Origin of the sequence: Sulfitobacter sp. JL08 (assembly GCF_003352045.1) — a bacterium.
Lineage (GTDB): Bacteria > Pseudomonadota > Alphaproteobacteria > Rhodobacterales > Rhodobacteraceae > JL08.
The window spans coordinates 3419386-3435492 of sequence record NZ_CP025815.1; the positions used below are offsets into that span (position 1 = coordinate 3419386).

Annotated in this window: 12 protein-coding genes and 1 pseudogene; 3 read left to right on the forward strand and 10 right to left on the reverse strand. The window is 57.7% G+C overall.

The genetic code is table 11. The features are described 5' to 3' along the window. Positions 1 to 7: 7 nt before the first annotated feature. From C1J05_RS16885 to C1J05_RS16920, 7 genes and pseudogenes are all read right to left on the reverse strand, one after another. A pseudogene (locus C1J05_RS16885) lies at positions 8 to 385 on the reverse strand (FkbM family methyltransferase); the annotation flags it as partial. A 472-nt stretch (positions 386 to 857) separates the two neighbouring features. Beyond that, positions 858 to 1256, reverse strand: a complete 399-nt coding sequence (locus C1J05_RS16895; protein ID WP_114871268.1) for a F0F1 ATP synthase subunit epsilon — start codon at positions 1254 to 1256, stop codon at positions 858 to 860. Positions 1257 to 1270: 14 nt separating this feature from the next. Further along, positions 1271 to 2695, reverse strand: a complete 1425-nt coding sequence (gene atpD, locus C1J05_RS16900; protein WP_114871269.1) for a F0F1 ATP synthase subunit beta — start codon at positions 2693 to 2695, stop codon at positions 1271 to 1273. 21 nt (positions 2696 to 2716) lie between these two features. Beyond that, positions 2717 to 3589 carry a F0F1 ATP synthase subunit gamma gene (locus C1J05_RS16905; protein WP_114871270.1) on the reverse strand — a complete coding sequence of 291 codons (873 nt, stop codon included), beginning with the start codon at positions 3587 to 3589 and terminating at the stop codon, positions 2717 to 2719. 17 nt (positions 3590 to 3606) lie between these two features. Then, complete coding sequence (atpA, locus tag C1J05_RS16910) at positions 3607 to 5145, reverse strand: F0F1 ATP synthase subunit alpha (RefSeq protein WP_114871271.1); 1539 nt, start codon at positions 5143 to 5145, stop codon at positions 3607 to 3609. Then, complete coding sequence (locus tag C1J05_RS16915; RefSeq protein ID WP_114871272.1) at positions 5146 to 5706, reverse strand: F0F1 ATP synthase subunit delta; 561 nt, start codon at positions 5704 to 5706, stop codon at positions 5146 to 5148. Positions 5707 to 6040: 334 nt separating this feature from the next. Then, positions 6041 to 6787, reverse strand: a complete 747-nt coding sequence (locus C1J05_RS16920) for a class I SAM-dependent methyltransferase (RefSeq protein WP_114871273.1) — start codon at positions 6785 to 6787, stop codon at positions 6041 to 6043. A 61-nt stretch (positions 6788 to 6848) separates the two neighbouring features. Between C1J05_RS16920 and gloB the strand changes: the two genes are divergently transcribed. Further along, a complete protein-coding gene (gloB, locus tag C1J05_RS16925; protein ID WP_114871274.1) occupies positions 6849 to 7619 on the forward strand; it encodes a hydroxyacylglutathione hydrolase in 771 nt (256 codons plus the stop codon). Positions 7620 to 7793: 174 nt separating this feature from the next. After that, on the forward strand, positions 7794 to 10115 hold the full coding sequence (gene clpA, locus C1J05_RS16930) for an ATP-dependent Clp protease ATP-binding subunit ClpA (RefSeq protein WP_114871275.1): 2322 nt from the start codon (positions 7794 to 7796) through the stop codon (positions 10113 to 10115). A gap of 98 nt (positions 10116 to 10213) precedes the next feature. Here the strand turns inward: clpA and C1J05_RS16935 are convergent, their stop codons facing one another. Next, positions 10214 to 11731, reverse strand: a complete 1518-nt coding sequence (locus C1J05_RS16935) for an ABC-F family ATP-binding cassette domain-containing protein (protein ID WP_114871276.1) — start codon at positions 11729 to 11731, stop codon at positions 10214 to 10216. A 224-nt stretch (positions 11732 to 11955) separates the two neighbouring features. Beyond that, complete coding sequence (glyA, locus tag C1J05_RS16940; RefSeq protein WP_114871277.1) at positions 11956 to 13272, reverse strand: serine hydroxymethyltransferase; 1317 nt, start codon at positions 13270 to 13272, stop codon at positions 11956 to 11958. Positions 13273 to 13369: 97 nt separating this feature from the next. Between glyA and C1J05_RS16945 the strand changes: the two genes are divergently transcribed. Next, a complete protein-coding gene (locus tag C1J05_RS16945; RefSeq protein WP_114871278.1) occupies positions 13370 to 14257 on the forward strand; it encodes a LysR family transcriptional regulator in 888 nt (295 codons plus the stop codon). 3 nt (positions 14258 to 14260) lie between these two features. Here C1J05_RS16945 and C1J05_RS16950 read toward each other — a convergent pair whose 3' ends face one another. Beyond that, positions 14261 to 16105, reverse strand: a complete 1845-nt coding sequence (locus C1J05_RS16950; protein ID WP_114871279.1) for a peptidoglycan -binding protein — start codon at positions 16103 to 16105, stop codon at positions 14261 to 14263. Positions 16106 to 16107 lie beyond the last annotated feature (2 nt).

Genomic DNA, 16107 nt, shown 5'->3' on the forward strand with positions numbered 1-16107 from the left:
AACAGCCTTATACGTATGTGTTTTTCTGCAAATACGGCATCGTCAGCGGTTCGAAATACAGGTCAATCTGCCAGAAACATTTGTCTTGCGGGCGCCACAAAGGATCGGACATATCGACCACCCCAAAGCCCTTGGCCCGCATATAGGCCACCATTTCGTCAAACAGCAGTGATGTGGGGGTAAGCTGATAACAATACACTTCGATCACGACCAGTGAAGCCTTGGCCAGCACGTTTTCAGCGCCTTCTAGAATAGGGACTTCGTGCCCGTGGGTGTCCAGCTTCAGGAAGAACGGGGCTTCATATGGCCCGTTCGGAGCTGCGAAATCATCCAGACGCACGGCCTTTACTTCAATGGCCGTTTCCGGATTTTCCGGATCAGCCGACCCTCCAAACGGAACGCTCCCGTCGAAACGGAGCGTCCCCGTCTTATCACTCGCGGCGGCAAGTTCGTATTAGCCTGCGCATGTACGCGACAAAAGGTTTCCAGCGCTGGCTGATGCACCGGATTTGCTTCGACCAGAAGATAGTTTGCGTCGGGAAAATAATCCATGGCGGCCAGGGACCACCGCCCATCGGATGCACCCACATCAATCACGGTTTTCACTGTCACACCCCGTGCTGAAATCCGTTTCAACGCTGCCCGCGCGTGTGATCGCTTTCTTTCCGCGGCATACCGCTTGAGAGAAGGTGGCACAGCTTTTTTCAGAAGGGTCTTCATGTCAATGTTCCTGATTATCTTTGCACAAAAATCGCATTTTCAACAATTCGATACAACTCGCATCCGCAATAACAAAAGGCCCCGCCGCAACCGGCAGGGCCTTGAAACTGTTACAGGGCTGCATACCCGGTCAGCGCTTAAACGCCCACCGCTGTCCGCAAAGCTGCCAGATCCGCCAGCAACTTATCCGCCGCATCCTTGGCTTCACCAGACAATCCGGCCGCACTTTCAGTGGCTTCCGCGACCAGCGCATCGATATCCGCCGCCTTGACTTCGGAGACCTCCATCGCCTTTTCAGCAAGCACCGAAGCGCCTTCGGAAGAGATTTCCGCAAAGCCGCCGGTCACAAGATATTCGGTCGTGCCCGACGGGCCGTTCACGCTCAGAACACCGGGACGCAACGTGGTGATGACGGGCGCATGATCCGGCATCGCCGTCATGTCCCCGTCCGCGCCGGGAATTTGCACCGATGCAACCTGAAGCGACGCAAGGCGGCGCTCTGGTGACACCAGATCGAATTGCATTGTGTCTGCCATCGGTTCAGCTCTCCTTAAGCGGCGTCAGCCGCCATTTTTTCGGCTTTTGCAATCACTTCCTCGATGCCGCCAACCATATAGAAGGCACCTTCGGGCAGGTGATCATATTCGCCGGCCACAACCGCTTTAAACGACTGAATGGTTTCTTCCAGCGGCACCTGTTTGCCGTCTGCACCGGTAAACACCTTGGCCACGTCGAACGGCTGGCTCAGGAAACGCTGAATTTTCCGCGCGCGTGCAACGGTCAGTTTGTCTTCTTCGCTCAGTTCGTCCATGCCCAGGATCGCAATGATATCCTGCAGGGATTTGTAGCGCTGCAGGATACCCTGAACGTCACGGGCAACGCCGTAATGTTCTTCACCAACAACAGCAGGGTCCATCAGACGCGACGTGGAATCCAGCGGGTCAACCGCGGGGTAGATACCAAGTTCGGAAATCGCACGCGACAGAACCGTTGTCGCATCAAGGTGCGCAAACGAAGTTGCCGGCGCCGGGTCGGTAAGGTCATCCGCAGGCACGTAAACGGCTTGCACGGATGTGATCGAACCGGCCTTGGTCGATGTAATACGTTCCTGCATCGCACCCATGTCGGTGGCCAGCGTTGGCTGGTATCCAACCGCAGAAGGAATACGGCCAAGCAGGGCCGAAACCTCGGAACCCGCCTGCGTAAAGCGGAAGATGTTGTCCACGAAGAACAGAACGTCGGTTCCCGACTGGTCGCGGAACTGTTCCGCCAGCGTCAGACCCGTCAGGGCCACACGCATCCGCGCTCCGGGAGGCTCGTTCATCTGGCCGTAGACCAGCGCCACTTTGGACTCTTCAAGATTGTCCGGAACGATAACGCCGGATTCGATCATCTCGTGATAAAGGTCGTTGCCTTCACGGGTCCGTTCACCAACACCCGCGAACACGGAAAAGCCCGAGTGCACTTTGGCGATGTTGTTGATCAGTTCCATGATCAGAACCGTTTTGCCCACACCGGCACCACCAAACAGGCCGATTTTTCCGCCCTTTGCGTAGGGGGCCAGCAGGTCAATCACCTTGATCCCAGTGGCCAGAACCAGCGATTCAGTCGCCTGTTCAGAAAATGCGGGGGCGTCCTGGTGAATCGAACGTGTTTCTTTCGACTTGACCGGACCTTGTTCATCCACGGGTTCGCCAACAACGTTCAGGATGCGGCCCAGGGTCGCGTTTCCGACCGGCACCGAAATCGGACCGTCCGTGTCGGTTACTTTCTGACCGCGCACCAAGCCTTCTGTGGCGTCCATCGCGATCGTGCGCACTGTGTTTTCACCAAGGTGTTGCGCCACTTCCAGCACAAGCGTCTTGCCGTTGTTGTCGGTGGTCAGGGCGTTCAGAATCTCTGGCAGATGATCGCCAAACTGCACGTCGACGACGGCGCCGATAACTTGGGTGATTTTTCCGACTGCATTTGCCATGTCGTTTGTCTCCGGTTCTCGTTAGAGCGCTTCCGCGCCCGAAATAATTTCAATCAGTTCATTCGTGATCACAGCCTGACGCGACCGGTTATATTGGATCGTCAGCTTGTCAATCATCTCGCCCGCGTTGCGCGTGGCGTTGTCCATAGCAGACATCCGCGCGCCCTGTTCGGACGCCCCGTTTTCAAGCAAGGCTGCAAAAATCTGTGTCGCAACACCGCGCGGCAGCAGATCGGCCAGAATTTCCTCTTCGCTGGGTTCATACTCGTACCCAGTTGCAACATCATCAGCATCCGTTTCGAACGCAGCGGGAATAACCTGCTTTTGCGTCGGAATCTGCGTCACAACGTTTTGGAACTCTGAGAAAAAGATCGTCGCCACATCAAACTCGCCGGCGTCAAAACGGGCCAGTACGTCCTTGGCGATATTTTGCGCATCGACATAGCCGACACGTTTGACTTCGCTCAGATCGACATGGCCCACAAAATGTGAACCATATTCGCGTTTCAACTGGTCGCGGCCTTTTTTGCCGACTGTCAGGATCTTGACGGTCTTGCCTTGTTGCAGCAATTCACCCGCACGCACCCGAGCCATTTTGGCGATGTTGGTGTTGAACCCGCCGCACAGCCCACGCTCTGACGTCATCACAACCAGAAGGTGCGTCTGGTCGGATCCCGTTCCACGCAACAACAGCGGCGCGTTATCCGATTTCCCGACAGACGCCGCAAGGCCACCCATCACGGCATTAAAGCGTTCCGTGTATGGGCGCGACTGCTCCGCAGCCTCTTGCGCGCGGCGCAACTTGGCCGCGGCAACCATCTGCATCGCCTTGGTGATCTTGCGGGTCGATTTGACCGACTCGATCCTGTTTTTAAGGTCCTTAAGACTTGGCATTGGCCTGCATCCCTCCCTTAAGCGAAGTCAGCGGCGAATTCGTCCAGCGCAGCCTTGATCTTGTCCTCGACGTCCCCTTTGATTTTGGGGTCTTCGTTGGTGATCATGTCCAGAAGGTCCTTGTGCTTACCACGCAAGTGCCCCAGCAGGCCCGCTTCGAAGCGACCAACATTCTTGACCGAGATTTTATCAAGATAGCCTTTGGTTCCGGCAAAGATCACACAGACGATTTCTGCGTTGGTCAGCGGCGAATACTGCGGCTGCTTCATCAGCTCTGTCAGACGCGCGCCACGGTTCAGCAACTGCTGTGTCGCAGCATCAAGATCGGAACCGAACTGCGCGAACGCCGCCATTTCACGATATTGCGCCAGTTCCAGCTTGACCGGGCCCGCAACAGATTTCATTGCGTTGGTTTGTGCCGAAGATCCCACACGCGAAACCGACAGACCAGTGTTCACAGCCGGGCGGATGCCCTGATAGAACAGTTCGGTTTCAAGGAAAATCTGACCATCTGTGATCGAAATCACGTTGGTCGGAATAAAGGCCGACACGTCACCCCCTTGCGTTTCAATGATCGGCAGCGCCGTCAGCGATCCGTTGCCCGCGTCATCACCCAGTTTCGCCGAGCGTTCCAGCAAACGCGAGTGAAGATAGAAAACGTCACCCGGATAGGCTTCGCGGCCGGGCGGGCGGCGCAGCAGCAGGGACATCTGGCGATAGGACACGGCCTGTTTGGACAGGTCATCGTACACGATCAGCGCATGACGGCCATTGTCGCGGAAATGTTCGGCCATCGCTGTTGCCGAATAGGGTGCCAGAAACTGCATCGGTGCCGGTTCGGACGCGGTTGCGGCCACAACGATCGAGTATTTGATCGCGCCGGTTTCTTCCAGCTTCTTGACCAGCTGCGCCACGGTCGACCGCTTTTGGCCGATCGCAACATAAACGCAGTAAAGCTTCTTGCTTTCGTCTTTTCCGGCAGCGTCGTTGATCGACTTCTGGTTCAGGATCGTATCCAGCGCCACGGCTGTTTTACCTGTCTGACGGTCACCAATGATAAGTTCGCGCTGGCCACGGCCAATCGGGATCATCGCGTCAACCGATTTCAATCCGGTTGCCATCGGTTCGTGAACCGACTTGCGCGGGATGATACCCGGCGCCTTCACGTCGGCAACGCCACGTTTTTTCGCCTTGATCGGGCCCTTGCCGTCGATCGGATTACCCAGACCATCCACAACGCGGCCCAGCAGTTCGTCACCGATTGGAACGTCCACGATGGAATTCGTGCGCTTGACGGTGTCGCCTTCCTTGATGTCACGATCGGACCCGAAGATCACAACGCCGACATTGTCAGCTTCAAGGTTCAGGGCCATGCCCTGAATGCCACCGGGAAATTCGACCATTTCACCGGCCTGCACGTTATCCAGACCGTAGACACGGGCAATCCCGTCACCAACGCTCAACACACGGCCGACTTCGGCGACTTCTGCTTCTTGACCAAAGTTCTTGATCTGGTCTTTCAGGATCGCAGAAATTTCTGCTGCTTGGATACCCATTTATCCGACCTCTTTCATTGCGTTCTGGAGGGAATTGAGTTTGGAACGGATCGACGTATCGATCATTTTCGAACCAACCTTGACGACAAGACCGCCGATCAGACTTTCATCGACGGTCGCATTGATATTTACGGTTTTGCCAAATTGCGCTTTCAGCGTTTTGGCAAGCTTGTCTGTTTGCGCCTTTGTCAGCGCCTTTGCACTTGTCACATCTGCGCCTACTTCACCTTTGCTTTCGGCGATCAGGTTGCGCAGGGATTGCACCAGTTGTGGCAGCACGAAAAGCCGGCGTTTTTGCGCCATCACGGCCAGCGTGTTTGCCATCAATGGTGTCAGGGACATCTTCTTGGCAATCGCGGCTATGGCGCCGGTCTGTTCATCGCGGGTGTAAATCGGCGAATGTATCAGCGCGTTGAAATCGTCGCTGCCCGCCAAAGCATCACTCAGGCCAGTCAGATCGGATTCGATCTTGGCGATAGATTTGGATTCAGTAGCAAGTTCAAAAACGGCTGCAGCATAGCGTGAAGCGATGCTTGATGAAATCGAAGCTGGTTCAGACACGTCGACCCTTCCGACATCTGGCCCCTTTCCGCGCGACTGTATGCGCGGCCCGAGGAGGTTAGCGCGCCCTGATACCCACCAAAGCGTCAAAATCAGCGTGGATGTAGCAGAGCCAACCTCACCCCGCAACATGGTATAGCGATAACATCAAAATGCTCTGCGCCCTATAAAAAAAGGGCTTTAGCCCGCCTGCGACGGTTTGCGCAACAGATTTTGCAAGTTTTTTTGTTGCGATCCGCAAGGATTCGACGGTTTGGTGCGTATCAGCGGCATCCCCTGTCAGCAGGCGCGCCCGCTGGCCTGATACGATTCTTTGCCCTGTTTCGCACCAGTCTCAAACCGGTTTGGGGGCCCGTTCCTTCATCCCTTCCAGAACGCCCAGCGCGTTTCGCGCGGTATCCCGGATCACCGTACCGGTCGGCGGGTGCACCCTCTTTGTCGCCTCGACCATCAAGACACCACCGGCAATGGCAACAGGTGCCTTGCGCCCGACCCGTTCACAAAGATCAGCCGCCTTGCGCCAGAATCGCCGTGTTGACGGTGGCTGATAAAGGGCCGCACCATGTGTTTCGGGAAGAAAATGATGTTTCTTCAACTGCGTTTCCAGCTGGCTCAGCGTATATGGCCGCCCGAACCCGAACGGCGTCTTGTCACTGCGCGACCAAAGACCGGCGCGGTTCGGAACGATAAACAACGCCTTGCCCCCCGGCCCCAGCACGCGCCAACATTCCTCAAGAAGTTCGGATGGGTGTTCCGAAGTTTCCAGCCCGTGCATCAATACTAGCTTGTCAATGTGCCCGGTTTCGATCGGCCACAATGTTTCCTCGGTCAGCACTGCAACATTGGGCATCCCTGCGGGCCACGCCATAACGCCTTGCGGTGCTGGCATCAGCGCCGTGACGCGACGCGCATCCGCCAGATACGGACGCAGCAACGGTGCGGCGAAACCGAACCCTGCAACTGTCTGCCCTTTGGCCTCGGGCCAGAACTCCAGCATCCGGTCGCGCACAGCCTTTTGGGCCGCGCGCCCCAAAGCGCTGCGATAGTAGAAATTCCGCAGGTCTTGCACATCAAGATGCATTGCAGCTTTCGTTTGGTTCCGTCACTCTGACCTCAATGTAGCAACGAAAAGGCGAAACACCATGCCTCTTGATATCATCACGATCCCCTGCTTGCAGGACAATTACGCGTTTCTGGCCCACGATCCGGTTTCAGGCGAAACCGCACTGGTCGATATTCCCGAAGCCGCGCCCATCCTGGCCGCATTGACGCAACGCAACTGGAAACTGACCCATGTCCTGATCACGCACCACCATGACGATCACGTGCAGGGGTTGGGCGCGGTGCTTGCCGCTTACCCCGATGCAAAAGTGATAGGCGCCGCGGCAGATTCCCATCGCCTGCCTGACCTGAATATCGAAGTCGCGGAAGGCGACACGGTGCGTATCGGCGCAGATACCGGATACGTGATTAATGTATCCGGCCACACCGTAGGGCACATCGCCTTTCACTTTCCTCAAAGCGCGGCGGTGTTCACCGCGGACAGCCTTATGGCACTGGGGTGCGGGCGTCTGTTTGAAGGCACCGGACCGCAGATGTGGGCCAGCCTGTCCAAGCTGGCGGCACTTCCTGCGGAAACCATAGTTTATTCAGGCCACGAATACACTGCCGCCAACGCCGCGTTCGCTTTGACCATTGAACCCGACAATCCCGCGCTTATATCTCGCAGTGAAGCAATCACCGCGGCCCGTGCCGCCCAAACTCCCACCGTGCCTTCGGCTTTGGCGTTGGAACTGGCTACAAACCCGTTCCTTCGGGCCGCTGTTCCATCCGTGCAGGCCCATCTGGGTATGCAAGGGGCAGATCCAGCAGCAGTTTTTACCGAAATTCGGGCACGAAAAGACCGATTTTGATGCGTCTTTGACGCACAGAAAAGACGCAATCACGTGTTTTGTTACCGCAAAACCAAAGAAAAAACTTGAAGCCGGGAACGGATCAACCAAACTCTAACAGTATGAGGTCATGGTTGGTTCGGGGCGATACCGCAAAACAGTCCTACCCGGCCCAGAATACAAGAGGAGCACAAAGTGCCTTCATTCTCGAATACACTAGAACAGGCAATCCATTCCGCTTTGGCGCTGGCCAACGCGCGGCGTCACGAATTCGCAACTCTGGAACACTTGCTTCTGGCGCTGCTGGACGAACCCGATGCCACGCGGGTGATGAAAGCGTGCAGCGTCGACATCGACGAACTGCGTACCACACTCAACGAATTCATCGACGATGATCTGTCAAACCTTGTGACCCAGATCGACGGGTCCGAAGCTGTGCCGACTGCCGCGTTCCAACGCGTGATCCAGCGCGCGGCGATCCACGTCCAGTCCTCGGGTCGTACCGAAGTAACGGGTGCGAATGTTCTGGTCGCGATATTCGCGGAACGTGAAAGCAATGCCGCGTACTTCCTGCAGGAACAGGACATGACGCGGTATGATGCGGTGAACTTCATCGCCCATGGCGTTGCCAAAGATCCCGCGTTCGGCGAAGCGCGGCCCGTTTCGGGCGCGCCGGAAACCGAAGAAGAGCCTCAGGGCGTGACGGAAGGCGAGCAAAAAGAAAGCGCGCTGGCGAAATACTGCGTTGATCTGAACGCCAAGTCCCGCGAAGGCGACATTGATCCGCTGATCGGTCGCGATGCCGAAGTCGAACGTTGCATTCAGGTGTTGTGCCGCCGCCGCAAGAACAACCCGCTTCTGGTGGGTGATCCGGGCGTGGGCAAAACCGCGATTGCCGAAGGTCTGGCGCGTAAAATCGTGTCCGGCGAAACGCCCGAGGTTCTGGCAAATACAACGATCTATTCGCTTGATATGGGCGCGCTTCTGGCCGGAACACGGTATCGCGGCGATTTCGAAGAACGGCTGAAAGCGGTTGTGTCCGAACTGGAAGGACACAAGGACGCGGTGCTTTTCATTGATGAAATCCACACGGTGATCGGCGCGGGCGCAACATCAGGTGGCGCGATGGATGCGTCCAACCTGCTGAAACCGGCCTTGCAGGGCGGCAAGCTGCGTACAATGGGCAGCACCACCTACAAGGAGTTCCGCCAGCATTTCGAAAAGGATCGCGCACTTAGCCGCCGGTTCCAGAAGATCGACGTGTCCGAACCAACGGTCGAGGATGCTGTGAAAATCCTGAAAGGATTGAAGCCCTATTTCGAAGAACATCACGGTGTCAAATACACCGCCGACGCCATCAAGACGAGTGTCGAACTGGCGGCACGCTATATCAACGACCGCAAACTGCCCGACAGCGCAATCGACGTGATCGACGAAGCCGGCGCAGCGCAGCACCTCGTGGTCGCGGCAAAGCGGCGCAAGACGATTGGCACAAAAGAGGTCGAGGCCGTTGTCGCCAAGATTGCCCGGATCCCGCCGAAAAACGTGTCGAAAGACGATGCCGCCGTGCTGAAAGATCTGGAAGGATCGTTGAAGCGCGTGGTTTTCGGACAGGACAAGGCGATCGAGGCATTGTCATCCGCGATCAAACTGGCCCGCGCGGGCCTGCGCGAACCGGAAAAACCCATTGGCAACTACCTGTTCGCAGGGCCGACGGGTGTAGGCAAAACCGAAGTGGCGAAACAACTGGCCGATGTGCTGGGCGTTGAACTGCTGCGCTTTGACATGTCCGAATACATGGAAAAACACGCCGTTTCGCGCCTGATCGGTGCGCCCCCCGGTTATGTCGGGTTTGATCAGGGCGGTATGTTGACCGACGGTGTCGATCAGCACCCGCACTGCGTATTGTTGCTGGACGAAATGGAAAAGGCCCACCCGGATGTCTATAACATCCTGTTGCAGGTGATGGATCACGGCAAACTGACCGATCACAACGGTCGCACGGTGGATTTCCGGAATGTCGTTCTGATCATGACGTCAAATGCGGGCGCGGCAGAACAGGCGAAAGAGGCCATCGGATTTGGCCGTGACCGTCGCACCGGCGAAGACACTGCCGCGATCGAACGCACGTTCACGCCGGAATTCCGTAACCGTCTGGACGCTGTGATCAGTTTCGCGCCGCTGCCCAAGGATGTAATCCTGCAAGTGGTCGAGAAATTCGTACTGCAACTCGAAGCGCAACTGATGGATCGCAATGTTCATATCGAACTGACCAAACCCGCTGCGGAATGGTTGGCCGACAAGGGTTATGATGACAAAATGGGGGCGCGTCCTCTGGGCCGTGTCATTCAGGAAAACATCAAGAAACCGCTGGCCGAAGAACTGCTGTTTGGCAAACTTGCCAAAGGCGGTCTGGTCAAGGTTGGCCTGAAAGACGGCAAATTGCATCTGACCATCGAAGGCCCGGAAAATCCGCGCCTGTCCGGTAACAAGCCGCCGCTTTTGACAGCGGAATAGAACTGTCGCGGCGTCGCTCGCGATAACCAAAGAAACAAACGCTGCCGAGGTTTGACCCCGGCAGCGTTTTTTTATTTATCAACGCGGCAGTACCCGCGCTATTCCCCGCCCATCTCCCGGGACAGAAACGCTTCGGGGTCATCGACTTCGATCAGCGTGTTGCGCTTGATCCACCAGAACCTGTTGCCCACGTTTCGCAGGAAACTGCGGTCATGGCTGACCAGCAGGCAGGATGCTCCGTGTGCAATCAGTTCGGCTTCCAGCGTCTCCTGCCCTTCAATGTCCAGATGGTTCGTTGGTTCGTCCAGCAAATAGAAATTCGGGTTCTTCAACCGTAACACCAGCATGGCCAGTCGTGCCTTCTGCCCGCCCGACAATGCCCCGATCCTGGTGTCCTGCATCGCAATGGACACGCCCGCACCGGCCAGCAAACCACGTGCCCGCTGGTCGCCCACATCAAACTGTCCGGCAACGGCTGTCATTGGCGTGTCGGCATCATCCAACTGGCTCAGATGCTGGTCGGAATAGGCGGACACAACCGATGGCGCGCATTTAATCACGTCGCTGTCACCTTTCAGCGCCTGCCAGATCAACCGGACAAGCTGTGTCTTGCCCGTCCCGTTGGCTCCCAGCACCACAACGCGATCACCCTGACTAAGCCACTTTCGTCCGGTGCGGTAGAGCAGCCGCCCGTCCGGTGTTTCAACCGCAACATCTTCGAAAGTGAACAGCGCCTTGGCGTGTGTGCCGCTGTTCACCAGCCTGATGTCGCCCGCACTGCGGTCCTGATGGGCCGGTTTGGCCGCCGCCTCCATCTTTTCCGCGCGCTCTGTCAGTTGTTTGGTTTTGGTCACCAACAGGTCGGAACCGGAATTGATGCCGATATTTTTCAGCTTTGCCGCCTGTTTGCGCAATTGCTGCGCCTTGTTCAGATCGTTGGCAAAACGGCGCGCATCTGCCGCGTCGGCCTCTTCCAGTGCGGTGCGCGCAGCCGTGAACGGCAGTTGAAAAACCCGCGACCGTTCCGCCCGCAGGAACAATGTGCGGTTGGTCGTGGCATCCAGAAAAGCGCGATCATGCGATGTGATGACAACGGGCATTTCGCGCGGCAGGGCCCGCAGCCAATCTTGCAACAAGGCGATGCGGTGCAAATCCAGATGGTTTGTCGGCTCGTCCAGCAACAGAACATCCGGCGCGGTGATCCAAGCTGCGGCAAGCAGTGCGGTTCGCTGCCATCCACCACTCAGTTCACTTAGCAGCGTGTGGTGCAGTTCATAGGGCACTGTCAGTTCATCCAGCACCACATCGACCCGCCAGCTTTCATAATCGGCCTGTTCCGGCGGCAAGGCGGCCAGCACCAGTTCATGAAAGGTCAGCTTCAGGGCATCTTCGGGCACGTATTGTGCGACATGGGCAACGCGCAATCCGCGCGCACGGGTTATATCGCCGCTGGTGTTTTCAAGGGTTCCGGCCAGCACGGCCAGCAATGTTGATTTCCCCTGACCGTTCGCAGCCACCAGCCCGATCCGGTCGCCTTTTGAGATGGTCAGGTTCAGGTCTGCAAACAAGGGAAAGCCAAGGGTCACGCCCAAAGCATTTGTGTTGATAAGTGTCATGTTGATCTCTGGTCATAAAAAGAACGCCGCAAAGCGCGGTTTTAGGCGGACCAGTGGGGTATGTGTTCCCGGGCCAGCCCTGCAAACGGATTTACAGGGCTTGGCGGGGACCATGCTGAAGTCGGCGGATGATGCGCATGTTCAGCTGGTGCCCTCCCGTTGTTGTCTGTGACCTGAAGCCCAGATTAGAAAGCACAGCCGGTTTTGGCAACCGTGCCTTTGGTTCAGTTGACAAAGTGCAACCGGTCAAACCTTTGCCGAAACGCCGATGTGCGGGCGGCCAGGTGTTCCGGGGCGTTTGAACGCAGGGCTGTCGCGATCAGATCAGCCAGTTCATCAACATGCTGCACGCCTACCCCCCAGCGCACCAGTTCCGGTGTGCCGATACGCAGGCCGTTCATGTCGCCGGCAACCGGTGCAATCGGCAACCCGATCCCGCAGGCCAGAAACCCTGCCTTGCGCAAGGTTTTCGATGCTGCCTGCCCGCCACCAAAATCCGCCGCTGCAATGGCGAACTGGTGCGAACGGGTAAATCCGCGATCCTTGGCAAACACCGGCAATCCTGCACGGTCCAGCGCACCGGCGAACGCTCTGGACACAGCGATCATTTCAGCCGCATAGGCAGGCCCGCGATCGCGCCAATCCAGCATTCCCACGGCCAGCGCAGCCGACTTCGCAGCATCGAAATTCGCAGTCATGCCCGGAAACGCAATGGCATCCAGCGCGCGCGCCAGTTCCGCGTCATTGCTCACGATCAGCCCGCCTGCCGGACCGCCCAGGCTTTTGTAGGTGCTCATCGTCATCAGATGCGCGCCCTCATGCAGCGGGTTCTTCCATGCCTTGCCCGCGATGATCCCGCATTGATGGGCCGCATCGAACAAAACCTTGGCACCGGTTTCGTCCGCGATGGCGCGCACTTCGGCAACAGGGTGTTCGAACAGGTTCAGGCTGCCGCCCACTGTGATCAGTTTGGGGCGTTCAGCCCGTGCAAGATCGCGCAGGGCGTCTACGTCCAGCGTGTAGCCATCGGCATTGATCGGGGCCTCCACACTGCGCAACCCGTATAGGCCGGCGCATCCTGCGCTGTGATGGGTGACGTGCCCGCCAATTGATGCGGGGGGAACGATGATCGTATCACCCGGTTTGCAGGTGGCCATAAACCCGCACAAATTTGCAATCGCACCCGACGGAACGCGTATTTCGGCAAATTTCGCGTCAAACACTTCGGCACAAAGCTCGGCGGCAATCACCTCGATCTCTTCTATCGCCTCAAGGCCCATTTCATATTTGTCACCAGGATATCCCAGCGACGGACGCGACCCGATACCCGAGGCCAACAATGCCTCGGCCTTGGGGTTCATCACGTTTGTGGCCGGGTTCAGGTTAAAGCAATCAACCTCGTGGATTTTCCGGTTTTCCGCAGCCAGTGCCGTGATCCGCGCGGCGACGTCACGCGACGGCGCTGGCCGGGTGCGCTGCGCTATGTCCTGAACGCGGGCTTCACATTCGGTGGGAACCCAATCTCGGGGGGCAAGTTTCATGGGATGTCTCCTAAGGTCTGACTCATTTTGAAATTACTATGCGCCGGACGCAAACCAGATTATGTATTTTTGTCATTAGAAAAACTAAGGCTAGATTATGTCAGTTTCCCCACCCCGCCCGAAAGGCCCACCGTTGAACGCATTACGCGCCTTTGAGGCGGCCGGTCGAATGGGCGGTTTTGCCCGCGCTGCAGAAGAATTGGGTGTCACACCCGGTGCTATTTCTCAGCACATCAGCACGCTGGAGGGGTGGACAGGGACACTTCTTTTTGAACGCCGTTCGCAAGGGGTTCGGCTGACCAAGACAGGCGCCGATCTTTTGCCGCAGTTTTCCGCGGCTTTTGACGAACTGGGCCACGCCGTAAGGGCCTTGCGCGCAACAACGCCACAACCCACCCTGCATCTGGCTCTGCTGCCCAGTATCGCTCAGTTGTGGTTGGCCCCGCGATTGCCCCGCCTGCGCGCGGCCTTGCCCGGGTTGAAATTGTCGGTGTCTGCCGTAGAAACGCCGCCCAACCTGGACCGCGAGTTGTTTGACCTTAGCCTGTTCATAAGAAAACCGTCGCACTGCGCGGGCGAAACAGTGATCTGTCCTGACGTCATTTTTCCGGTGTGCAGCCCCGAAATTGCAGCGCATCTGACCACACCAGACCAACTGTCTTCCCAAGTGCTGTTGCATGATGCGACTTGGTTTGGCGATTGGGCACTATGGGCTGACCATACCGGATGTTTCCTTTCCAATATCGCAAGTGGTCCGCAGTTTTCCCTTTACAGCCTAGCACTGGAGGAAGCACGCAACGGCGCCGGCGTTCTGATGGGCCATCGCTGTCTTGTGCAAGCTGCGCTGGACGCAGGCGATCTTGTTCAGCCCTTTAGGCAGATCGTCCCGACCGGCAAGGCGTTGGTTCTGGAAACGGCGCAAAGCGCGAAACTGTCAAGCGAGGCACAGGTGGCAATGCAAATATTGGCAGAACCCTGCGCCTAGGTTCTATTTTTCGGTGAACTTCAATTCGATCCGGCGGTTCTGGGCATAAGCCTCTGGTGTGTCTGCGGTGTTGACGGGCTGGAATTCACCAAAACCGTTCGCAGACAGCCGATCCGGCGGAATACCCAAACTGCCTGTCATGTAGCGCACAACAGAAAGCGCGCGGGCCTGACTTAACTCCCAGTTGTCGGCAAATTCGCCAAAGCCCGACAACGGTTGGTTGTCCGTATGTCCGTCGACGCGGATCACCCAGTCGATTTCGGGCGGAATATCGTCGGCCACGCTTTGCAGGATCGTGGCGATCTTGGCGATCTCCTGCTGGCCTTCATCAGACAATGTGGCACTGGCGGGCGGAAACAGCACCTCGGACGAGAACACAAAACGGTCGCCTTCGATCCGCACGCCTTCCTGATTGCCCAGAACGTCCCGCAGACGGCCAAAAAACTCGGACCGGTATTTCTGCAAATCCTGTGTCTGGTCAACCAGCTGGTTGCGTTCTGCTTCCAGCCGCTTGCGATCTTCTTCAAGCCGGATCCGCTCGGCCTCTTCCAGCAGGCGGCGCTTGCGTTCTTCGGCGGCGACGCGGGCCAGCGCCGTGTTCAACTCTGCACCCAGCGATTCCAATTGCACATTGGCCGCCACATCGCGGGCGCGCGCCTCATCCAGCAGGGATTGCAATTCGCCCAGCTGGTTCCGCAGGGCCGCGACCTGCTGGTTCAGCAATTCGGTCTGGCGCTGGCTTTCTGCAGATGCGGCCTCTTCCTGTGCTAGCGTCTGGTTGGCCGCCGCCAGCAAGGCGGCGCGTCGTTCGGCCAGGCTTTGTTGGGTATCGGCCTCTTCTTCAGCGGCCAGTCGCGCCGCCATCATTTCGCTCAACTGGTCTTTCAGCGCCTGCACGTCAGCGGCGGTATCGGATTTTAATGTGTCCACTTCGCCCAGCGCCGCCAACAGACGCGCGTCCAGTTCTTCTTGTGCGGCGCGCGCGGCGGCCAACAAGGTCAGCGTATCTTCGGCCTCTTGCCGTTGCGCCTCAAGCGACAGGGTCATCGCGGTCAGTTCGGCATCCGCGTTTTCCAGACGCTTACGCAAGGCCTCGGCCGCCGCCGCTTCGGCCAGACGCGCGGCTTCTTCCTCGCTCAGGGCTTGTTGCGTTTCATCCAACTGCGTGCTGAGCGCATCTGCCTGCGCCGTTGCATCAGCGTTTTGCGCGCGCAGATCAGCCACCAGCGCCTCGAGCGCCTCGCGGCGGGCGGCGGCCAGACGCGCCGCCTCGCTTTGGGCATCAACCTCGGAACGGGACTGTGCCAAGGCCAAATTCAGCGCGTCCTGTTCCGACATCAGCCGGCCTTGCTCTGCCAGCAATTGTTCTTTCTCGGACAGAAGCCGATCCTGTTCGCTTTCCAGCGTGGCAATTGTGCCCAACGCATCTTCACGCTGGGATAACAGGGTCGCAACCTGCGCCTCAAAGCTGGTGATACGGGTCTGCGCATCTTCAAGCGCTGCGGCCTGACTGTCACGTTCGCTGGTCAGACTGGCGATCAGCGCCGCCTGTCTTTGCAATTCGCTTGTTCGGTTGTTCAGCGTTTCGGTCAGCGCGCCCATGCGCGCCTGAAGCTGTTGGCCACGCCGTTCTTCCAGACCCAATGCCTGCGCCAGCGCCGCAACTTCGGACGACAGGATATCCAGTTCGCTTTCCTGTCCCGAAATCGTTTCGCGCAGCACGAATTGCACCACCATGAAAATGGTCAGCACGAACATCATAACCAGCAACAGGCCTGTCATTGCATCAACAAAGCCGGGCCAGATCGAGCCCTGAAACCGCTGGCCTGTGCGCCGCGACAAGGCCATCG